The organism is Mesorhizobium sp. Mes31, from assembly GCF_024519675.1.
Classification (GTDB): Bacteria; Pseudomonadota; Alphaproteobacteria; order Rhizobiales; family Rhizobiaceae; genus Mesorhizobium.
The window spans coordinates 346,360-368,111 of the sequence record NZ_JALJRL010000002.1; the positions used below are offsets into that span (position 1 = coordinate 346,360).

Annotated in this window: 20 protein-coding genes; 8 read left to right on the forward strand and 12 right to left on the reverse strand. The window is 63.6% G+C overall.

The features are described 5' to 3' along the window. Positions 1–105 precede the first annotated feature (105 nt). The 10 genes from purF to rpsF form a co-directional block, all read right to left on the reverse strand. Complete coding sequence (gene purF, locus NR193_RS04310) at positions 106–1,575, reverse strand: amidophosphoribosyltransferase (protein WP_256749630.1); 1,470 nt, start codon at positions 1,573–1,575, stop codon at positions 106–108. 93 nt (positions 1,576–1,668) lie between these two features. Continuing rightward, entirely contained in the window at positions 1,669–2,340 is a 672-nt protein-coding gene (locus NR193_RS04315; RefSeq protein WP_256749631.1) for a CvpA family protein, read from the reverse strand. Between the two features lie 44 nt (positions 2,341–2,384). Next, positions 2,385–3,788, reverse strand: a complete 1,404-nt coding sequence (radA, locus tag NR193_RS04320) for a DNA repair protein RadA (RefSeq protein ID WP_256749632.1) — start codon at positions 3,786–3,788, stop codon at positions 2,385–2,387. Positions 3,789–3,851: 63 nt separating this feature from the next. Further along, positions 3,852–5,342 (reverse strand): replicative DNA helicase, encoded by a 1,491-nt coding sequence (locus tag NR193_RS04325; protein ID WP_256749633.1) that lies wholly within the window; start codon positions 5,340–5,342, stop codon positions 3,852–3,854. Positions 5,343–5,605: 263 nt separating this feature from the next. Then, a complete protein-coding gene (locus NR193_RS04330; protein WP_256749634.1) occupies positions 5,606–6,586 on the reverse strand; it encodes a small ribosomal subunit Rsm22 family protein in 981 nt (326 codons plus the stop codon). 1 nt (position 6,587) lies between these two features. Continuing rightward, a complete protein-coding gene (locus tag NR193_RS04335; RefSeq protein WP_256749635.1) occupies positions 6,588–6,911 on the reverse strand; it encodes a YnfA family protein in 324 nt (107 codons plus the stop codon). Positions 6,912–6,986: 75 nt separating this feature from the next. Next, positions 6,987–8,291, reverse strand: coding sequence for a cyclopropane-fatty-acyl-phospholipid synthase family protein (locus tag NR193_RS04340; protein ID WP_256749636.1), 1,305 nt, complete (start codon positions 8,289–8,291; stop codon positions 6,987–6,989). A gap of 188 nt (positions 8,292–8,479) precedes the next feature. Further along, positions 8,480–9,064 (reverse strand): 50S ribosomal protein L9, encoded by a 585-nt coding sequence (rplI, locus tag NR193_RS04345; protein ID WP_256749637.1) that lies wholly within the window; start codon positions 9,062–9,064, stop codon positions 8,480–8,482. A gap of 215 nt (positions 9,065–9,279) precedes the next feature. Further along, entirely contained in the window at positions 9,280–9,528 is a 249-nt protein-coding gene (rpsR, locus tag NR193_RS04350) for a 30S ribosomal protein S18 (RefSeq protein ID WP_006203718.1), read from the reverse strand. Next, complete coding sequence (rpsF, locus tag NR193_RS04355) at positions 9,528–10,028, reverse strand: 30S ribosomal protein S6 (protein WP_224662198.1); 501 nt, start codon at positions 10,026–10,028, stop codon at positions 9,528–9,530. Before rpsF ends, rpsR begins: the two co-directional genes overlap by 1 nt. 468 nt (positions 10,029–10,496) lie before the next feature. Here rpsF and NR193_RS04360 point away from each other — a divergent pair, with 468 nt between their 5' ends. Further along, the gene (locus NR193_RS04360) at positions 10,497–12,143 is read left to right on the forward strand and encodes a pilus assembly protein (RefSeq protein WP_256749638.1); all 1,647 of its coding nucleotides are present in this window, start codon (positions 10,497–10,499) and stop codon (positions 12,141–12,143) included. 50 nt (positions 12,144–12,193) lie between these two features. Here the strand turns inward: NR193_RS04360 and NR193_RS04365 are convergent, their stop codons facing one another. Further along, the gene (locus tag NR193_RS04365) at positions 12,194–14,146 is read right to left on the reverse strand and encodes an LTA synthase family protein (protein ID WP_306279952.1); all 1,953 of its coding nucleotides are present in this window, start codon (positions 14,144–14,146) and stop codon (positions 12,194–12,196) included. 253 nt (positions 14,147–14,399) lie between these two features. On the opposite strand from NR193_RS04365, the gene fabD reads away from it, so the two are divergent. The 7 genes from fabD (at position 14,400) to gmk (ending at position 20,870) form a co-directional block, all read left to right on the forward strand. Beyond that, the gene (fabD, locus tag NR193_RS04370) at positions 14,400–15,341 is read left to right on the forward strand and encodes an ACP S-malonyltransferase (RefSeq protein WP_256749640.1); all 942 of its coding nucleotides are present in this window, start codon (positions 14,400–14,402) and stop codon (positions 15,339–15,341) included. A gap of 59 nt (positions 15,342–15,400) precedes the next feature. After that, positions 15,401–16,138 (forward strand): 3-oxoacyl-[acyl-carrier-protein] reductase, encoded by a 738-nt coding sequence (gene fabG, locus NR193_RS04375; RefSeq protein WP_256749641.1) that lies wholly within the window; start codon positions 15,401–15,403, stop codon positions 16,136–16,138. 212 nt (positions 16,139–16,350) lie between these two features. After that, positions 16,351–16,587, forward strand: a complete 237-nt coding sequence (locus tag NR193_RS04380; RefSeq protein WP_006203723.1) for an acyl carrier protein — start codon at positions 16,351–16,353, stop codon at positions 16,585–16,587. 34 nt (positions 16,588–16,621) lie between these two features. Continuing rightward, entirely contained in the window at positions 16,622–17,884 is a 1,263-nt protein-coding gene (gene fabF / locus NR193_RS04385; protein WP_256749642.1) for a beta-ketoacyl-ACP synthase II, read from the forward strand. Between the two features lie 102 nt (positions 17,885–17,986). Further along, positions 17,987–19,216 (forward strand): endolytic transglycosylase MltG, encoded by a 1,230-nt coding sequence (mltG, locus tag NR193_RS04390; RefSeq protein ID WP_256749643.1) that lies wholly within the window; start codon positions 17,987–17,989, stop codon positions 19,214–19,216. Positions 19,217–19,319: 103 nt separating this feature from the next. After that, positions 19,320–20,210 (forward strand): YicC/YloC family endoribonuclease, encoded by an 891-nt coding sequence (locus NR193_RS04395; RefSeq protein WP_256749644.1) that lies wholly within the window; start codon positions 19,320–19,322, stop codon positions 20,208–20,210. A gap of 3 nt (positions 20,211–20,213) precedes the next feature. Further along, positions 20,214–20,870: a guanylate kinase gene (gmk, locus tag NR193_RS04400; RefSeq protein ID WP_256749645.1), complete on the forward strand. Its 657-nt coding sequence runs from the start codon at positions 20,214–20,216 to the stop codon at positions 20,868–20,870. 34 nt (positions 20,871–20,904) lie between these two features. Here gmk and rsmA read toward each other — a convergent pair whose 3' ends face one another. Then, on the reverse strand, positions 20,905–21,744 hold the full coding sequence (gene rsmA, locus NR193_RS04405) for a 16S rRNA (adenine(1518)-N(6)/adenine(1519)-N(6))-dimethyltransferase RsmA (protein ID WP_256749646.1): 840 nt from the start codon (positions 21,742–21,744) through the stop codon (positions 20,905–20,907). Positions 21,745–21,752: the final 8 nt, after the last annotated feature.

Below are 21,752 nucleotides of genomic sequence, written 5' to 3' on the forward strand. Positions count from 1 at the left end.
AAAGTGTGAAACGGTTTTCCGTCCGGAATTGCGTCGAAACAAAGAGAAAGAGCGGTTCTGCGCTTCCGTGAAACGACGAACCGCTCTGATGACGGTCCGACAATCCTACGTCCCGCTCGTCGCCAAGAGCGACAGCGTGCGCACATTGTCGTGGCCTTCGAAGTCGAGCAGGCGGGTCGGATACTGGCCGGTGAAGCAGGCGTCGCAGAATTGCGGCTGGTCGTTGTCGCGGCCCGCCTCGCCGACGGCGCGGTAGAGCCCGTCGATCGAGAGGAAGCCGAGCGAATCGACCCGGATGAACTCGGCCATCTCTTCCACCGACATGCGCGATGCCAGAAGCTTCGACTTCTCCGGCGTGTCCACGCCGTAGAAGCAGGACGCGCTGGTCGGCGGTGAGGCGATGCGCATGTGCACTTCCTTGGCACCGGCGTCGCGCACCATCTGCACGATCTTCTGGCTGGTGGTCCCGCGCACGATCGAATCGTCGACCAGCACCACGCGCTTGCCCTCGATCATGCGACGGTTGGCGTTATGCTTCAGCTTGACGCCCATGTGGCGGATCGAATCGCCGGGCTGGATGAAGGTGCGGCCGACATAGTGGTTGCGGATGATGCCGAGCTCGAAGGGAATGCCCGCCGCCTGGCTGAAGCCGATCGCCGCCGGCGTTCCGGAATCCGGCACCGGCACGACAATGTCGGCCTCGACCGGGTTTTCCTGCGCCAGCTCGGCGCCGATGCGCTTGCGCACCTCATAGACGTTGCGGCCTTCGACCGACGAATCCGGCCGCGCGAAATAGACATACTCGAAGATGCAGAAGCGGGTTTTCTGCGGCTCGAAGGGGAACAGGCTCTCGATGCCCTTGGAGGTGACGACAACCATCTCGCCGGGCTTCAGGTCGCGCACGAAACGCGCGCCGATGATGTCGAGCGCACAGGTCTCGGAGGCCAGGATCCAGGCGCCGTCGAGATCACCCAGCACGAGTGGCCGGATACCGAGCGGATCGCGGCAGCCGATCATCTTCTTGGCTGTCATCGCCACCAGCGAGAAGGCGCCCTCGACCTGCCGCACCGCATCGATGAAACGCGAGTTCAGGTCGCGCTCCTTGCTGGTGGCGACAAGGTGCAAGATCGTCTCGGTGTCGGAGGTGGACGAGAAGATCGCGCCCTGCTTCTGCAGCGCGCGTTGCACGGTCATGGCATTGGTGAGATTGCCGTTGTGGGCAACGGCAAAGCCGCCATCGGCCAACTCGGCGAAGAACGGCTGGATGTTGCGCATGCCGGCGCCGCCCGTCGTGGCGTAGCGTGTGTGGCCAATGGCGCGGTTGCCTTGCAGGCTGTCGATGACGCGCTGCTTGGTGAAGGTGTCGCCGATCAGGCCGACATGGCGTTCGACATGGAACTGGGTGCCGTCATAGGAGACGATGCCGGCGGCTTCCTGGCCGCGATGCTGCAGCGCATGCAGGCCTAGGGTGACGATGGCTGCCGCGTCCTGCCGGCCGAAAATGCCGAACACGCCGCATTCATCGTGGAAATGATCATCGGCCTCGGCGGAAAGCACGTTGTCTGCGTCTGCCATCTTAAGCTCCGCTAAAATCGCCATATAAGGCGGGTGCGCGTCGAAAGCAACGCGTACCGTGCAGCCGCTCACATGATCGTCGGTTTTCCGACGTCAGTTCGCCGGCGCTGCCGGTGCTGGATTGGCCGGGGCGTTGTCCGCGGGCGGCGTTCCGGCGTCACTGTCATCGGGAGCCGGCGCATTGGCATCGTCGCCGCCAGCCGGCGCATCCGCCGCCGGTGCGTCGGGAGCGGCGGGCGTCTCGGCAGCCGGCTGATTCGGATTGAGCTTCTTGAGGATGGCGTTTTCCGGATCCTCGGGCAGCAGGCTTTCAAGCTTGGCGCCGATCGATTCGAGCAGCGGCCGCGACTTGGCATCCGTGACCCAGGCCGGTGCCTTGGCGCCAGCCAGCCAGTTGAAGAACAACAGCGCCACCGCGACGACCAGAATGCCGCGCGCGGCGCCATAGAGGAAACCCAGCGTGCGATCGAGTGCGCCGATCCTGGAATCGATAATCCAGTCGGCGAGCTTCATGGTGATGACCGAGACGACGATCAGCGCGATGACGAAGACGATGCCGGCGGCGGCCGCCATCGCGATCTTGTCATTGTCGATGTAAGGCTTGAGATAGGGCAGAACCGGCTTGTAGAAGAAGAAAGCCGCCGCCGCTGCCGCTGCCCAGGAGACGACGGACAGGATTTCGCGCGAGAAGCCGCGGACCATGGCGAGCATCGCCGAGACCAGGGTGAAGCCGACAAGAATTCCGTCAAGCAGCGTAATCGGCATGTCTTTCGCCCCACTCCATGTCTTTCACCAGTCGACGAGCCGCGTCACTCTTCTTCGTCGGCGCGGCTGCGGCGTGAGCCGGCTATACGCGCCACGAGGTCGGCAAGCTCGGTCGGCTGGAAAGCACCGGCCCCGATCCCCCCGGCAAGTTCCCCGCTGCCCATAGGCAGAACCGCGCTTCCAAAACCCAGCTTTTCGGCTTCCTTGAGGCGCTGTTGCGCATGCGCAACCGGCCTCACGGCGCCCGAAAGGCTGATTTCGCCGAAATAGACGCAATCGGCGGGAAGGGCAAGACCGGTGAGCGAGGAAACCAGGGCGGCCGCCACCGCCAGATCGGCCGCGGGCTCCGAGATGCGATAGCCGCCGGCGACGTTGAGATAGACGTCATGGGTGCCGAAACGCACGCCGCAATGGGCTTCGAGAACCGCCAGGATCATCGACAGCCGGGCGCCGTCCCAGCCGACCACGGCGCGGCGCGGCGTGCCGAGCGAAGATGGCGCGACCAGCGCCTGGATCTCGACCAGCACCGGCCTCGTCCCTTCCATGCCGGCGAAAACTGCGGCACCTGGCGATTTCGCATGGCGCTCGCCGAGGAACAGCTCGGACGGATTGGCGACCTCGCGCAAGCCCTTGTCCGACATCTCGAAGACGCCGATCTCGTCGGTCGGTCCGAAGCGGTTCTTCACCGTGCGCAGGATGCGGTAGTGATGGCCGCCTTCGCCCTCGAAGTAGAGCACGGCGTCGACCATGTGCTCGACCACGCGTGGTCCGGCGATCTGGCCCTCCTTGGTGACATGACCGACCAGCACGATCGCCGCACCCGTGGATTTCGCATAGCGGATCATCGCCTGGGCGGCGGCACGCACCTGGGTGACGGTGCCTGGCGCCGAATCGGCGAGGTCGGTCCACAGCGTCTGGATCGAATCCAAGATGACGAGGTCAGGCCGTTTGCCGTCGGCGATCGTCGCCAGGATGTCCTCGACATTGGTCTCCGCGGCCAGTTCCACCGGTGCCGCGGCGACGCCAAGCCGCTGCGCGCGCAGCCTGATCTGGGCGACGGCCTCTTCGCCCGAGACATAGACGATGCGGTGGCCTTTTGACGCCAGCGCAGCGGCCGCCTGGGTGAGCAGCGTCGATTTGCCGATGCCGGGATCGCCGCCGACCAGCAGCGCCGAGCCACGCACGAAACCGCCGCCAGTGGCGCGATCGAGTTCGCCGATGCCCGAGATGATGCGCGGCGCGTCCTCGATGTCGCCGGACAGAGTGGTCAGCACGACGGCACGGCCCTTGCGGGTGTTGCGCGTATTGGCCGGACCGGAGCCGATGCCGCCGGACGTGCCTTCCTCGACCAGCGTGTTCCACTCGCCGCAGGCATCGCATTTGCCGGCCCAGCGCTGATGCACCGATCCGCAATTCTGGCAGATGAACTGAACGCGCGATTTGGCCATCAGATGGACACCGCCTGAAAATGGCCTGGGGGGTGGGACAGAGGGGGAGTGCAGGTCAAGAAATTACTCGAACCTCTCCGGCAGGTGGTGTTCCTCGGCAAGGTCGGAGAAGCGGGTGAACTCGCCCTGGAAGGCAAGGCTGACGGTACCGGTCGGCCCATGGCGCTGCTTGGCAATGATCACTTCGGCCTTGCCTTGTACCTCGATCATCTTCGTTTCCCAGGCGAGGTGCTCCGGCGTGCCTTTCTCCGGCTCCTTGTTCTTGATGTAATATTCCTCGCGGTACACAAACAGCACCACGTCGGCGTCCTGCTCGATCGAGCCCGATTCGCGCAAGTCGGACAGCTGCGGATGCTTGTCGTCGCGGCTTTCGACCTGACGCGACAGCTGCGAGAGTGCGATGATCGGCACGCCAAGTTCCTTGCCGAGCGCCTTCAGTCCGGTGGTGATCTCGGTGATTTCCTGGACGCGGTTCTGTGACGCCTTGGCGGACGAACCCTGCATCAGCTGGATATAGTCGATGACCATCAAATCCAGCCCGCGCTGGCGCTTGAGGCGGCGGGCGCGCGCCGCGAGCTGCGCAATCGAAATACCGCCCGTCTGGTCGATGTAGAGCGGGCGCTTGTGATTCTCCTGCGTGTACGCGACAAGCTTGCCGAAATCGGCTTCCGTCAAGTCGCCACGCCTGATTTTGGACGATGGGATCTCGGTCTGTTCGGAGATGATGCGGGTGGCCAACTGCTCCGACGACATTTCGAGCGAGAAGAAGCCGACGACGCCGCCATTGGCTGCCTTGACGGAGCCGTCGGCCTGCTGGGCAGGCTCATAGGCTGCGGCGATATTATAGGCGATGTTGGTGGCCAGCGACGTCTTGCCCATGCCCGGGCGGCCGGCGATGATGATCAAATCCGACGGCTGCAAGCCGCCCATGCGGTTGTCGAGATCGCGCAGGCCGGTGGCAATTCCCGACAGGTGGCCGTCGCGCATGTAGGCGGCGCTGGCCATGTCGACGGCGTTCTTCAACGCATCGGAAAAACTTTCGAAACCGCCATCGTAGCGGCCGTTTTCGGCCAGCTCGAACAGCCGCCGCTCGGCGTCCTCGATCTGCTCTGTGGGCGCCATGTCGACCGGCGCGTCATAGGCGATGTTGACCATGTCCTCGCCGACGGTGATCAGCGCCCGGCGGGTGGCAAGGTCATAGATGGCGCGGCCATAGTCGGTGGCGTTGACGACGGTAACGGCCTCCACCGCCAGCCGCACGACGTATTGCGCCATCGTCATGTCGCCGACCTTCTCGTCGGCCGGCAGGAAGGTCTTCAGCGTTATCGGCGTCGCCACCTTGCCCATGCGTATGAACTCGGACGCCACCTCATAGATCTTGCGATGCAGCGGCTCGTAGAAATGGCTGGCTTTCAGGAAGTCCGAGACGCGGTAGAAGGCATCGTTGTTGACGAGGATGGCGCCGAGCAGAGCTTGCTCGGCCTCGATGTTGTTTGGCGCTTCCCGATAAAGCGGTGTTTCCGCGACGCCGAATTTCCGCGCTGCCTCTACCATGATATCCCCGATTTCGATCTCGGCTTCTCGATATCAGAACCGGACAATTTGATGCTGACTTATATGCATCAGTGCCCGTCCAACCGTCTTTGATGCCCGCTTTTCACAGCGCAAGAATTCGGTGGAAAGAATCCCGGTTGACTCGAATCGAAGCTGCGAGCCTAGCGCCTCTCGAAAGAGAACAAAACAGGAAAATTGTGGATGCCGCGGTCAGATCGATGGGGTTGTGAATTCCTGTGCCGCTCAAATGTTCGCCACGGGTTTCACGGCCGTGGTGTGCTTGGCAGCGTGTCGCCCCAGTCCAACCGCCGCGCGGCCTTGAAGCCATCGCCGTCGCGTTTGGTGAACAGTTTTTCGCCGGCGCGGCCGTCGGTTTCACAGAGCTTGAGCAAGACCTTGCCGGAACCGGGCTTCGGCGGCGCGATCACGCGCGCGAGCCGGAAAGGGGCGGCTTGTCGCGAGGCGGCGACATAGATGAATTTCTCGTCCTCCCAGGGCACGTCGGCGTCCTTGGCCAGCCTGTGCAGGCGCGAGCGGGCGACGCGGCGGGAAAAATGGCACCAGTCGGGCGGGGCGAGCGGGCAAGGGGCCTGATGCGGGCAGGGCGCAAGCACATGCGCACCGGCCTCTATCAGTTGCCCGCGGACCGCAAGGACACGCTGCCAGCCGGCCGGCGTGCCCGGCTCGACAACCAGCAGCGTATCGCCAGTGAGTTGCCACAGCCGGTCGATGAGCTTCGGCAATGAGGCCGGAACGATTTCGTCCAGCACATAGGCGCACGTCACCAGATCGGCTGGTTCGAGGTCGGCAAGGTCGACCGTGGCGTCGCCGGCCAGCCATGTGGTTTGGGCGGCAATTGCGCCGCCGGCGAGCGTCTCGCCAACCTTGCGCACCGCGGCACTGGCTTCGAGCAGCACAGCCTGTTCGAGATCGGGCCACAGGTCGGTCGTGGCCCAAAGCACCGTGCCAGGGCCGGCACCGACGTCGAGCAGGCTCTTGGGCGTAAAGCCGGGCCTGGCGTCGCTTAGCGCATCGAGGCTGGCGCGCACCGCGGCATAGGTCGCCGGCAGCCGCGTCGCCAGATAGGCCCTCACGGCGGCATCCTGCGCCATATGCAGGCGGCCATCGCGCAGCTCGGCACGGTAGCGGTCGGACAGCGTTCTTGCCGCTTGCTTGAGTGCCGCCAGCGGAATGTTTTCGAGCAAGCGCTCGACTCCTTGCCGAAGTGGCCCCGGGAGTTCCATCTCACGCGCCCCTTGGCGCGAGGAGGATCACCGAAGCGCCGACAATGCAGAGCGCGGCACCGGCAAAATCCCAGCGGTCGGGGCGCACGCCTTCCGCCAGCCACAGCCAGCCCAGCGACGCCGCGATGTAGATGCCGCCATAAGCGGCATAGGCGCGTCCGGCGGCGTTAGCGTCGACCAGTGCCAGCAGGAAGCCGAACAAGGCGAGCGAGGCGAGGCCTGGAAGCAGCCACAGCGGCGACTTTTCCAGCCGCCACCAGGCCCAGAACGAGAAGCAGCCGGCGATCTCGGCCAGGGCGGCAGCGCCATAGAGGATGTAGGTCATGAAAAAGGTCTCGCGATCACGAAACCTTTTTCAGGGCAGCTGCCGGCAATGGCAAGCGGCAATGCTATTCCTGGGCTATTCCTGGCCCGCGACCTTGCGGCGGCGAGCTGGCTTGGCGGCCGGGCCTTTCTTGATGGGGGCCGCTTCACGGTGCCCCATATCGCGCATCTCGAGGGCTTTCTCGCATTTCGCTATGTAGTCGCGCGACATAGGCAGCGTGTCGTTCTTCTTGGCGATCTGGATCTGGAAGATGACCAGGTCCTGCCAGCGGAAGGCGGCTTCCGAGGCGGCCAGATAGAACTCCCACATCCGGCAGAAGCGCTCGTCGTAGATTGCCTTGGCCTTGTCGCGGTTGACGGCGAAGCGCTCGCCCCAGTGCTTCAGCGTGTCGGCATAGTGGAGCCGCAGGATTTCGATGTCGGTGACGACCAGGCCCGACTTTTCGATCGCCGGCATGACTTCGGAGAGCGAGGGGATGTAGCCGCCCGGGAAAATGTATTTGCGGATGAAGGCGCTGGTCGCCCACGGCACGCCGGAGCGTCCGATCGTGTGCAGCAGCATGACGCCATCGGGCTTGAGCAGTGTCGCGCTCTTGTCGAAGAAGGTGCGGAAATGGTTGACGCCGACATGTTCGAACATGCCGACCGAGACGATGCGGTCGAAACGCTCGTTGAGTTCGCGGTAGTCCTTGAGCTCGAAATGCACGTGGCTTTCCAGGCCTTGCGCGTGGGCGCGGTCGGTGGCGACGCCATGCTGTTCGGTCGATAGCGTCACCCCTTGCACGTCGACGTCGAACGCCTTGGCGAGATAGAGGCCGAGCCCGCCCCAGCCGGACCCGATGTCGAGCACCGTCTGCCCGGCCTTCAGCCTGAGCTTGGCGGCGATATGGCGTTTTTTGGCGGCCTGCGCCTCGTCGAGCGTCATGTCGGGCTGTTCGAAATAGGCGCAGGAATACTGCATGTCCTCGTCGAGGAAGAGCCTGTAGAGGTCCCCCGACAGGTCGTAATGGCGCTGGACGTTGCGGCGGGAGCGCGACGCGGTGTTGATCTGCTGCAGGCGGCGGAAGGCGTGCCGCAGGCCCTCGATCGCCTTGGACCAGGTTGCGTCAATACCGCCGCTGCCCATGTTCTGGAAGGCGATGCGCATCACACCCAGCACGCCGCCTTCGAGAATGTCGAGTTCGCCATCCATGTAGGATTCCGGGACCGCCAGCATCGGATCGAGGGTGATGGCGCGCTCGGCACGCGCGGTCTTGATGTACATGTGCACCGGCTCGCCGCTGCCGTCGCCGAAAACCACTGTCGAGCCCCTGGGGCCGGTTACCTTGAGATTGCCGGTGCGCACCAGGCGGTCGAGAACGCGCTTCAACAGAATATTCATGACCAAATGTCCCCTCTCGGTCAGACAGGCTGTCCTACTCTGCATCAATATATAGGGGTTCGAAAAGTTCCTTTTGGCACAAAAATGCCCGGGCGACGGGCCCGGGCATTGGTCCAGAATGACTGGACGATCTGGATGTCGATGAAAGCGGCGTACGTCCAGCCGGACGCGCACCACTTTTCACATTGTCAGGCGTTGTCTTCGCCGCCTTCGAACTCGGAATTCGGGTCGAAGAAGTTCTCCGGCCGGGCGTTGTCGTTGATGTCGTCGCCATAGATGGCCTCGGCGGTGGTCAGCGTCTCGCCCTTGGCCTGGCGTTCGGCTTCGTCGGCCGTGCGCGCGATGTTGAGCGTGATGGTGACCTCGACTTCCGGATGCAGGGCGATCGCCACATTGGTGAGACCGATGGTCTTGATCGGCTGGTTGAGCAGGATCTGGTTGCGGTTGACCGAAAAGCCTTCAGCCGTCAACAGATCGGCGATGTCGCGGGTCGAAACCGAGCCGTAGAGCTGGCCGGTTTCGCCAGCCGAACGCACGGCGATGAAGCTCTTGCCGTCGAGCTTTTCGGCGACCTGGGCAGCTTCCGACTTGCGCTCGAGGTTGCGGGCTTCGAGCTGCGCGCGCTGGCCTTCGAACTTCTTTTTGTTGGCTTCGTTGGCGCGCAGCGCCTTGCCCTGCGGCAGCAGGAAGTTGCGGGCGAAGCCGTCCTTGACCTTGACGGTATCGCCCATCTGGCCGAGGCGGGAAACGCGTTCGAGAAGAATGACTTCCATGGTTTTGTTCCTTTGGTTGAGCGCCAATCGTCGGGATCAGCGCCGAATTGTCTCTGGAACAGGTCAGGAAGCTTGGGCGCGCCCTGGCGCCGGTGTCGCTGTCCTGCCTGTCCGGGCAGTTAGAGGCTTGACCTCAACTCGGGATTTGAAAGCGACCCTGCGGCGCCCGTCGCCGTGGGGAAGGGAGCGGGCGGCAAGCCGCCCGCTCGAAAGTCCTAGCGGACCACGTAGGGCAGCAGGCCGAGGAAGCGGGCGCGCTTGATCGCCTTGGCGAGCTCGCGCTGCTTCTTCTGGCTGACGGCGGTGATGCGCGACGGCACGATCTTGCCACGCTCGGAAATGTAGCGCTGCAAGAGACGCACGTCCTTGTAGTCGATCTTGGGCGCGTTGGCGCCGGAGAACGGGCAGGTCTTGCGGCGGCGGTGGAACGGGCGCCGGGTCGGGATCTGATTGATGTCGACCATTATTCTGCACCCCCTTCAAAGCCTTCGCGCGGACGGCGCGGGCCACGATCGGCACCGGCGTCGCCAAACGAGCGCGGCGGACGATCACCACGGTCGCCGCGATCACGGTCGCCAAACGAGCGCGGGCCACGGTCGCCACGGTCGCGGTCGCCGAAGCCGCCGCGTTCCGAACGCTCTTCGCGCTTCTGCATCATCGCCGAGGGGCCTTCCTCATGCGCGTCGACCTTGATGGTCAGGAAACGCAGCACGTCCTCGGACAGGCCCATCTGGCGCTCCATTTCGTTGAGCGCGGCCGGTGGGCAGGTAAGATCCATCAGCGTGTAGTAAGCCTTCCGGTTCTTGTTGACCCGGTAGGTGAGGGACTTCAGTCCCCAGTTCTCGACCCGGCCGACGGACCCGCCATTCGCGGAGATGACGCCCTTGTACTGTTCGACAAGCGCATCGACCTGCTGCTGCGAGAGGTCCTGCCGGGCAAGAAACACATGTTCGTATAGAGCCATGGTATCAGTGCCTTTCTTCGTTTCTCTCCCGGTTCCCGGCGGCAAAAGCCTCTGCAACTTCTCTGACCCGCTGATCCCGAAGGGGCGGGGAAGAAAGGAGCATGACGAGACGGTCGAGAGCGGAGACACGGGAGGCGGAAGCACTTCTGGCTTCGCGCGGAGGCTTTTCGAAAAACCTCCGGCCCTCCGTTCAGCCCCCAGCTGGGACCGGCAGATTGCGGGCGTCTATACAGCAATCCGGCCGCAACGCAAGGGCAAGCGGCACTCTCTTGTGTCGCAGGGGCGGAAAAATCAAGCAGCAACAACGGCCAGGCTTTGTGGCTTCCGGTACCAGGCCTTAACCACAATGTCGGATTGTGGTCGGATTGTGCGGAGTTGCCCCCGCTTTCAACGGTCGATTCATCATGGAAGGCGCAGAAGACAGGGTAATCCGCGCACAAAAAGCGGAAAGCATTTCTGGGGGTGAGGATGCTTCTCAACAAATTCTGGCGCTCGACGAGCGGCAACTTCACGCTTGTGTTGGGGCTCGGGTTGCCGGCCATCCTCACGGCTATCGCCTTCGCTACCGATGTCTCGACACTCATGCGGGCCAAGAGCAATCTGCAAAATGCCCTCGATGCGGCAAACCTTGCCTCTTCGCATCTTGGCGATCTCGACATCACCCGCAATGACGCCTTTGACCGCTATTTCCAGGTCAACCTCGCCGGCCATGGCGAACTCGGCAATGCGAAAGCCACGTTGACCGTCGACAGGGGCATCAACTTCATCAAGACGAAGGCAGTTGCCACAGCGGACGTCAATCTGAATTTTGCCTTCCTGTTCGGCAACAGCAAGCACATCGAGGTCGATGCCTCGGCCGTCGAATCGAACAACCAGCTCGAAGTCGTGCTGGTGCTGGACAACACCGGCTCCATGGCCGGGGCGCGCATGACGGCGTTGAGGACGGCGACGAAATCGTTGCTCGACACGCTCGAGGCCGCAAAATCGCCGACGCGTCAGATCCGTGCCTCCCTGGTTCCATTCGTCACGGCCGTCAACGTCGATGGCGATGAATTCGACCCGTCCTGGATCGACATGGACGGCAAGTCCTCCACCAACGGCGTCAATTTTCCGGTCATCGACGGCAAGCGTCCCAATCATATGGCGCTTTTCAAGCAGCTCAGGGCGACCGGATGGACCGAGGCTGGATGGAACGGCACCGGATGGAAAGGCTGCGTCGAGGCGCGGCCGGGGGCTTACAACGTTTCCGACACCCCACCCGACCCGGCCAAGCCCGACACGCTGTTCGTTCCGTATTTTGCGCCTGACGATCCGGAAGACGCCCAGAAGCCGTCGGGCTCCTACGGCAATTCGGACAAATACTACAACAATTCCTATCTCGACGACGTCAGCGACAAGACCAAGCTCGCCAAGCAGAAAGGCAACGCTCTCGGCATCGATCTCAGCAGTCTGCTCGACGCTGTGTTACCGGCCGACAAGGCCGCCAAGGAAAAGGTTGCCAAATATGTTGCGCCGGCCAAGGAACTCATCACCGAGACGGGCTCCGCCATCACCGTCGGCCCGAACCGCGCCTGCCCCACACCCGTCGTCCCCCTGACCGACGATTTTGACAAGCTGCGCAAGGCAGCGAGCGAGATGACCGAGTGGAACGGTTCGGGGACCAATGTCTCCGAAGGCCTGTCGTGGGGCATGCGGGTGCTGTCGCCCGCCGCGCCCTACACCGATGGGGCGCCATGGAAGACGCCTGGCATCAGCAAGATCGTGCTGTTGCTCACCGACGGAGAGAACGTCGTCTATGGCGCCAGCGAACAGCCGACGAAGTCCGACTACACATCCTATGGCTATCTGGCGGGTGGCCGCTTCGGATCGGACAACCAGACCACGGCTGCGCGTAATGTCGACGGCTGGACCAGAAGCGTTTGTACTCAGTTGAAAAACGAGGGCGTGCAAATCTACACCATGGTGCTGCAATCCGACACGGCCGCCAACCGCGCGCTTTACAGTGCATGCGCTTCGGATCCCAGCGACTATTATGCCGTCAACGATCCGACCAAGCTGCCGAACGTGTTCCAGCAGATCGCCAGTGAGTTCTCCAAGCTGCAATTGACGAATTGAACGCCCGACCCCCGAGAGGACCGGGCCGCATCCCGAACGGACCGAGCGTGTCAACTCGTATGGGCGACAACCTTGTCGACCGTTTCGGGGAAGAAATCGGGCGCCGCACCGCGCTTGCCGAACATCATGTCGTACTGGATCAGTCGGAAATCGTTGATCGTCGGGTCGATCTCCTTTTGCCGCGACCAATCGGGCGTCGCCTCGCCAGTCGGGGTCAGCAGCAGGTTGCGGTCGACAACGCGGTAGCGCTCCCGCACCTCGCCTAGGAAACCCGTGTAGTAGGGGTGGGTGATGCCTGCGGCGGTGAGGATATGATAGGGCAGGAATGCCGGGCTCACCGCGCCCAGATTCTCGACCGGACCGGAGCGGTTCGACCAGATGATGAGCGGTGTCTGGTGATGTTCAAGCGCGGCTTCCGGCGTCGGTTCCTTGCGTGGCGCGACATTGTCCTTGAGGAAGCCGGTCTCGACATAGACCGGTCCCAATGGCGGCAGGTGGTCGCCGAAGAAGGCGATGACGGTTGGCCGCTCGCGCTTCTTGGCCCATTCGATTAGGCGTTCAAGACCCCGATCCGCGTCGGCTGAGCCCTCGGCGTAAGACAGGAGCGACGCGCGCGCCCACTGGCTGATCGGCGCCTGCACCGTGTGGGTCGGATTGTAATAGCGGTTCGGCTCGTAGGGGCCGTGGTTCTGCAGGCTCACCGCGAAGAAGAACACCGGTTGATCGCTGGCGTCGGCTTCGCGGATGATCTCATCGGTCATCGCCGCGTCCGATGCCAGCGGCCCGCGCTTTTCCATCGGCGGCAGCGTCTCTTCCGACTTGAAGTCGTTGAAGCCGAAATCGGCATAGACCGCTCCCCGGTTCCAGAACCAGTTGGTGCCCGGATGGATGGCGCGCGCCCTGTAGCCCTCGCTCTTCAGGAAGGTCGCCATCGAAGGCGTCGGCGTGCGCACATATTGCTGGTAGGGGATGCTGCCGGCCGGCAGGAAGGCGTTGGAGAAGCCGGTCAGCGCCTCGAACTCGATGTTGGCGGTCATGCCGCCGAATTCGGGCGAGAACATCGAACCCGAGCGCAGCGCCCGCACATTGGGGATGGGATCCGGGGTGATGGTGACGCCAGGCAGCTTGGTCGGATCCCAAAAGGATTCGCTCATGACGACGATGATGTCGGGCTTCTCGTCGGGTACCGAGGCGGTCACGTCGGGCCTGCCGATCGACGCGATTGCCTTGTCGGAATAGCCGGCCGGTGCCGAGACATGCGCCATCGGCACATTCAGCGCGAAGGCCAGTGCAAAGCCGTTGGAGGCATAGTTTTCCTTCTGGTCCCACATGATCGGGATGATCTGCAGCCGGTCGCGGGTCCACGAGAAGGTGGCATAGTCCATGATCGAAACGAAGAAGGCGAGCAGCGGCACGGCCAGCGTCAGCCGGGCAACGCGGCCCTTGTGGCTGAGCGATGGAACCTTGCGGCGCCACAGCCGCCAGCCATAGACGAGCAGCGACAGGCCGGCGACGATACCGGCGACCATGGCGAGCGCGGTCATCGGCCGGTCACGCACGAGCAGCGGCAGCAGCGCGAAGATCTGGCGGGCATAGAGGAAATCCGTCGGATAGAGCGGATCACCGAGATAGTGCGACTTCTGATGGCCGACAAAGGCAAGAGACAGGGTCAGCGGCGCGACGATCATCAGGCTCTGGTGACTGCGGCCGAGCACCGCATCGAGGCCGATCAGGATCAGCGCAAACACGACGATGGTGGTCCAGCCGGGCTTGAGAGGCTGCAGGAAGAAGGAGATGGTGCCGGCGAAATCGCCGCGCACGATCAGCTCTATGGCGAACACCAGCACGGCCGCGATCGCCAGGCTGATCAGACCATAGCGCACAACCGGCCATGTCCTGCCCGGCAGATAGCCGGTGGACGGATCGTCTTCCAGGAACTGTGGCGCGGCCCTGCCGGCGCGTTTTGAACTCTTTGCCACTTTAACTTCCCCGCCCAGCGACAAACTCGTCACTCGATTGTCATGGAATTGTCACGCAAAGCTAGCGCCTCTGGCGGAAATAAGAAGAGCCAGCAAACGATTCGTGAGCGGTTTTCATCAGGAGTGATCGCCAAAAAGCCTTTTGGAACAGGCACTCGACCGACAATGCTGCCGCCGGGCAGGGCCGAAGTGGGCTTGACTTGGCGGCCTGCCTTGCGTCACAGGCAAGAAAAACTCGTCTATCAGGCAAGCAAAACCAGCCTTTGGGAGCCCTCGCATGGCCGTTGCATTCACCTTTCCTGGACAAGGCAGTCAGGCTGTCGGCATGGGCAAGGACCTCGCCGACGCCTTTCCCGAGGCGCGCAGGGTCTTCCAGGAAGTTGACGACGCGCTCGGCGAAAGCCTGTCCAGGCTGATCTGGGAAGGGCCGGAGGAAACCTTGACGCTGACCGCCAACGCGCAGCCGGCGCTGATGGCGGTGTCGCTGGCCGCCATCAGGGCGCTGGAATCACGGGGCTTTTCGCTGAAGGACAGGGTCGCCTATGTCGCCGGCCATTCGCTGGGGGAGTATTCAGCGCTCGCGGCCGCTGGCTTCGTTTCGGTCGCCGATGCTGCCCGGCTGCTGCGCATCCGGGGCAATGCCATGCAGGCGGCCGTGCCGGCCGGCGAGGGCGCCATGGCGGCGATCATCGGACTCGAACAGGCTGATGTCGAAGCCGCCTGCGCCGAGGCCGGCAAAAGCTCGGTGTGCCAGATCGCCAACGACAATGGTGGCGGCCAGCTGGTCATTTCCGGCGCCAAGGCCGCGGTCGAACTGGCGGCAAGGCTGTGCACGGAAAAAGGTGCCAAGCGCGCGCTGATGCTGCAGGTGTCGGCGCCCTTCCATTCGGCGCTAATGGCGCCGGCCGCGGACGTGATGCGCGAAGCCCTGGCTGGCGTGGCAAGGAATGCGCCCGCCGTCCCGGTCGTCTCCAACGTGTCGGTGACACCCTCCAGCGACCCCGACGAAATCGCCCGACGCCTCGTCGATCAGGTGACCGGCCGTGTGCGCTGGCGCGAGACTGTTGAATGGTTCGGCGCGAACGGGCTCGGCACGCTTTACGAAATCGGCGCCGGCAAGGTGCTTTCGGGATTGGCACGGCGCATCAACCGCGACATCGCCACCGCGTCGGTCGGCACCGCGGCCGAGGTCGAGGCGACATTGGCAGCGCTTGCCTAGCTGGATGCGATTTGACCTCACCCGTGCGAGGGTGTTCTCTTCCCAATCAGGAGACAAAAATGTTTGAATTGAACGGCCGCAAGGCGCTCGTCACCGGCGCATCGGGGGGGATCGGCGAGGCGATCGCCAGGGTCCTGCATGCGCAAGGCGCCATCGTCGGCCTGCACGGCACGCGCGTCGAGAAGCTGGAAGCGCTCGCCGCCGAGCTCGGCGACCGGGTCAAGCTGTTCCCGGCCAACCTGTCGAACCGCGACGAGGTCAAGGCGCTTGGCCAGAAGGCGGAGGCCGATCTCGAAGGCGTCGACATTCTGGTCAACAATGCCGGCATCACCAAGGACGGTCTGTTCGTGCGCATGTCGGATGCAGACTGGGATAGCGTGATCGAGGTCAACCTGACTGCCGTGTTCAGGCTGACCCGTGAACTCACCCATCCGATGATGCGCCGCCGCCATGGCCGCATCATCAACATCACCTCGGTGGTCGGCGTCACAGGCAATCCCGGCCAGACCAACTATTGTGCCTCCAAGGCTGGCATGATCGGCTTTTCCAAATCACTGGCGCAGGAGATCGCCACCCGCAACATCACCGTCAACTGCGTCGCCCCGGGCTTCATCGAATCGGCGATGACCGACAAGCTCAACGACAAGCAGAAAGAGGCGATCATGGCGGCGATTCCGACGCGCCGCATGGGCACCAGCGCCGAAGTTGCGTCGGCCGTTGCCTATCTGGCCTCCAACGAAGCGGCCTACGTCACCGGCCAGACCATCCATGTAAACGGCGGCATGGCGATGATCTGAACGAGGTCCGGCGGCAACGCTGCCGGGTTGTGAAAAGAGACCATTTCGCCTTGGACCTGAGCCGATTTTCGTGTAATGCGGCCCGCAACCCGGCGGTTCGGGCAAAAACCGGTCCGTGCCCGTTGCGTTTCCGGCAGGACCATCTTTCAGCTTGATTAGCGGCATTCTGCCCGCTAACGAAGACAGACAAACAAAAGACGAGGATGCCCCAAATGAGTGACACCGCAGAGCGCGTCAAGAAGATCGTCATCGAGCACCTTGGCGTCGATGCCGACAAGGTGACGGAGCAAGCGAGCTTCATCGATGATCTGGGCGCCGACAGCCTCGACACGGTTGAACTCGTCATGGCGTTCGAAGAAGAATTCGGCGTCGAGATTCCCGACGACGCGGCCGAGACCATCCTGACCGTCGGCGACGCGGTGAAGTACATCGACAAGGCTTCGGCCTGACGCTTTCCGCAGTCGTCACCTGGGAGGACCTGCGATGAGGCGTGTCGTCGTCACGGGCCTTGGGTTGCTGTCGCCATTCGGCATGGGCTTCGAGCACAGCTGGAAGGAACTTCTGACCGGCCGCAGCGCAGCCAAGCGCATCACCGAGTTCGAGGTGGAGGATCTTGCCTGCAAGATCGCCCACGTCGTTCCGCGTGGCGACGGCAGCAATGCCACCTTCAATCCAGAGGCCGTGCTCGAGCCGAAGGAGTTGCGCAAGATCGGCGACTTCATCCTGTACGGGATTGCCGCCGCCGACGAGGCGCTGGCGGATTCCGGCTGGGAACCCAAGACGCATGCGGAGCAGTGCTCCACTGGCGTCCTGATCGGCTCCGGCATCGGCGGCATCGAGGGCATCGCCGAGAACGCGATGATCCTCAAGGAACGCGGCCCGCGCCGCATCAGCCCCTTCTTCATCCCGGGTCAGATCATCAATCTCGTCTCCGGTCAGGTTTCGATCCGGCACGGGCTGAAAGGCCCGAACCATGCCGTCGTCACCGCATGCTCGACCGGCGCGCATGCCATTGGCGACGCTGCCCGGCTGATCATGTGGGGCGATGCCGACGTGATGGTCGCAGGTGGCGCCGAAGCGCCGGTGACGCGGCTGTCGATCGCCGGCTTCGCCGCGTGCCGGGCGCTTTCGACCGATCGCAATGATGCGCCACAAACAGCGTCGCGTCCCTACGACCGCGACCGCGACGGTTTCGTCATGGGCGAGGGCGCCGGTGTCGTCGTGCTGGAAGAATTGGAGCACGCCAAGGCGCGCGGCGCGAAGATTTACGCAGAGGTCACCGGTTACGGCCTCACTGGCGACGCCTATCACATCACCGCGCCAGCCGAAGACGGCGACGGCGCCTTCCGCTGCATGACGGCGGCATTGAACCGGGCCAAGCTGACGCCTGCCGATGTCGACTACATCAACGCGCATGGCACCTCGACCATGGCCGATACGATAGAACTCGGCGCCGTCGAGCGCATGGTCGGCAATGCCGCTTCCAGGATTTCGATGTCGTCGACAAAGTCGTCCATCGGTCATCTCTTGGGGGCGGCGGGTGCCGCCGAAGCGATCTTCTCGATCCTCGCCATCAGAGACAATGTCGCACCGGCGACCATCAACCTCGACAACCCGGAGCGCGAAACCGCGATCGACCTGGTGCCGAACAAGCCGCGGGCCCGCCAGATCGACGTGGCGCTGTCCAATTCCTTCGGTTTTGGCGGCACCAATGCTTCGCTCGTCTTCCAGCGCTACAATGGCTGACCGTCCGACTACCGGGCGACGCTTGGGCGTGCCGTCAATTTTGCCATATTCGCCCCTACTCTGCCGCTGGGGATTCGTTGAGCAATCAAACGGTAGGGCAAGATGAACACAAATCCGGTGGGCAACGGAGAATTTGCGCAACGGCCGGCACCTGCCGGACCGATCGTGCCGAAGACGGCGAGCGAGGCTTTGCGGCCGGAGGCAGGTACGCCGCCGCCGAAGCGCTCGCGTGCTTCACGCAGCCAGGTCGTGGTGTTCATGAACTTCGTCATCACCTCGGTGATGCTGATGGTTCTGGCCGCGGGCGTCGCGCTCTATTTGGGCAAGCAGGCGTTCACCGAGCCCGGCCCCTCGGCCAATGGCGACACGTTCCTAGTCAAGCCGAACACCGGCGTCCAGGATATCGCCGACCAGCTCGAGCGCCGCGGACTGATCAGCGACGCCAGGGTATTCCGTCTTGGCGTGCGTGCCTTCGGCAATGATTCGGCGCTGAAGGCCGGTGAATACGAGATCAAGCCCAGGGCTTCCATGCGCGACATCATGGAGCTTTTGAAGAGCGGCAAGTCGGTGATGTATTCGCTGACCATTCCAGAAGGGCTGACGGTCGAACAGGCCCTGCAGCGCATCGCCGACGAGCCCGCGCTGAGCGGCGACATGCCGGCGACCACTCTTCCCGAGGGCAGTCTCGCCACCGACACGCTGCGCTTCACGCGCGGCGCGACTCGCCAGCAGATGATCGACAAGCTGCTGGCGGATCAGAAGAAGCTGGTCGAGGATGTCTGGCAGCGACGCGCGCCGGATCTGCCGCTGGCCAACATCGAAGAGTTCGTTACGCTGGCCTCGATCGTCGAGAAGGAAACGGGCAAGGGTGACGAGCGTTCGCGGGTTGCCGCTGTCTTCCTGAACAGGTTGGCCAAGGGCATGCGCCTGCAGTCCGATCCAACCATCATCTACGGCTTGTTCGGCGGCAAGGGCAAACCCGCGGACCGGCCGATCTACCAGTCGGATATCCAGAAGCCGACGCCCTACAACACTTATGTGATCAACGGCCTGCCGCCGACGCCCATCGCCAATCCGGGTCGCGCGGCACTGGAGGCGGTCGCCAATCCGTCGAAGACCGACGACCTCTATTTCGTTGCCGATGGCACCGGCGGGCACGTCTTTGCCGCCACATTGGACGAGCACAATGAGAACGTCGCCCGCTATCGCGCGTTGCAGAAGAAGCAGGCCGATGACGCCGCCAAGGCGGGCACCGACGCCGGCGACGGCAATGCCGTCAAGCCGGCTGACGGGGGCGACGACAGCGGCGGTGATGCGGGCGCTGCCCAGTAGGAAGAAGAAAGGCGTTGCCCGGAAGGCGACGCCCTGACATTTGGAAGAGCGCCGCGCGTCTGATTTCGACGCGCCTGCGGCGCGCCAGGGATTTGTGGGCGAAATGACTTTGCAGAGCATGACCGGTTTCGCACGGGCCGTCGCCGAGCATGACGGCACCTCGATCGCCTGGGAGGTCAAGTCCGTCAACGGCAAGAGCGTCGAGGTTCGGCTGCGGCTGCCGCAAGGTTTCGAGCGGCTGGAACCTGTCGTCAGGCAGACGCTTCAGAAGCGTTTTGCGCGCGGCAATTTCCAGGCGACGCTGACCATCGGCCGCGCCGCCGGCGCGCAGGCGCAGCCAGTCGTCAACGAAGCCTTTCTGAAGGACCTGGCAGGGCTCGCCAAGCGCCTTCAGGAGCAATTCGGCGCAGCCCCTGCGACGGCTGACGGGTTGCTTTCGCTGCGCGGCGTCCTCGACATTCCCGAAACTGTCGAAACCGAAGAGGTGCGGGCCGCGCTCGATATCGCGATCATGGCCGCGCTCGAGGTGGCACTCAAAGGGCTGGAACAGGCGCGACAGGGCGAGGGTGCTGCGCTGGCATCACTTTTGTCGGGCCATATCGACACGATCGAGGCGCTGACGCTGCGGGCCGAGGCGGATCCGTCACGCGAGACGGCGGCAATCCGTGAACGCATCGCCGAGCAGGTGAGGCTTCTGATGGACGCTTCCGCCAATCTGGATGCAAGCCGGCTGCACATGGAGGCGGCGTTCCTGGCCACCAAGGCCGATATTCGCGAAGAGATCGACCGGCTGAAAACACATGTCATGTCTGGCCGGGCACTGCTTGGCGGCGGCGGCGCCGTCGGCCGCAAGCTCGATTTTCTGGCACAGGAATTTAACCGCGAATCGAATACGCTGTGCTCGAAGTCGAACGCCGCAGCCGTCACCGCGATCGGGTTGGAGTTGAAGGCCGTGGTCGACCAGTTTCGTGAACAAGTCCAGAATCTGGAGTAGCCGATGGTTGCCAAGGATCTGGGGTCGCGCATTCGCCGCCGGGGCCTCATGCTCGTTCTGTCGTCGCCATCAGGCGCCGGCAAGTCGACGATTGCGCGCAACCTCCTGGAAAGTGATTCCAGCCTGGAGCTGTCGGTCTCGGTCACCACCAGACCGCGCCGCGGCAGCGAGATCGAGGGTGTTCACTACCATTTCCGCACGATGCGCGAGTTCGAGCGGTTGCGCGATTCCGACGCCCTGCTCGAATGGGCGGAGGTGCATGGCAATTGCTACGCGACACCGCGCGAGCCGGCCGAACTGGCGCTGGCTCAAGGGCGCGACATGCTGTTCGATATCGACTGGCAAGGCGCACAGCAGCTCAAGGAGAAGATGCGCGCCGACATCGTCTCGATCTTCATCCTGCCGCCGTCGATGAAGGAATTGAAGGCGCGACTGAAGCGCCGCGCCGAGGACCAGGAAGCGGTGATCGAGACGCGGCTCAAGAACGCCCGCAACGAGATCGAGCACTGGAAGGAATATGATTTCGTCATCGTCAACGACGATCTCGACCGCGCCTTCGCCGAAGTGCGCGGCATCGTTGTCGCCGAGCGGCTGAGGCGCGACCGGCGGCCGGGTCTGTTTGATTTTGTCTCGGGGCTGTTGGACGAGAAGACCGACTGATAGGCCCCTTCTCCCTGTAACCGGAAGAACGGTGTTATACCGTATTGGTCAGCCGCACGAACTCCTCGACGCTGAGCGTTTCGGCGCGGCGTGTCGGATCGATACCCGCGCGTTCGAGCAGGGGTTCGCCGCCGAGGCTTTTCACACTCTGCCGCAGCATCTTGCGGCGCTGGCCGAAGGCAGCCTCGGTGACGCGGCCGAGTTTCTTCACATCGGTAGGCAGGGGGTGCGCGCGCGGCTCCAGATGCACCACCGAGGACGTGACCTTGGGCGGCGGCGTGAACGCCTGCGGCGGCACGTCGAAGGCGATCCTGGCCTGCGTGCGCCAGCCGGCCAGCACGCCAAGCCTGCCATAGGCATCGCTGCCGGGCGTGGCGACAATGCGCTGGGCCACTTCGCGCTGGAACATCAATGTCATCGAGGCGTAGAATGGCGGCCAGTCCGTGACCGTCAGCCACCGTACCAGCAGCTCCGTGCCGATATTGTAGGGCAGGTTGGCGATGATCTTCACCGGGCCGCCGTCTCCAGCCGCTCCTCTGGCAAGTGCCGCGAAATCCGTTTTCAGCGCATCGCCGGAAACAACCTCCAGCCGGCCGGGATAATGATCCGACACTTCGGCAAGGGCAGCCAGGCAGCGTTCGTCACGTTCGATGGCGATGACGCGGCGCGCGCCGTTGGAGAGCAATGCGCGGGTCAGCCCGCCGGGGCCGGGACCGACCTCGATCACGGTCGCATCGGACAAGTCGCCGGCGGTGCGTGCGATCTTGCCGGTGAGGTTGAGGTCGAACAGGAAATTCTGGCCGAGCGCCTTCCTTGCCTGCAGCCCATGTCGCTCGATCACCTCGCGCAGCGGCGGCAGCCCGTCCATGCTCATGCCTGCGG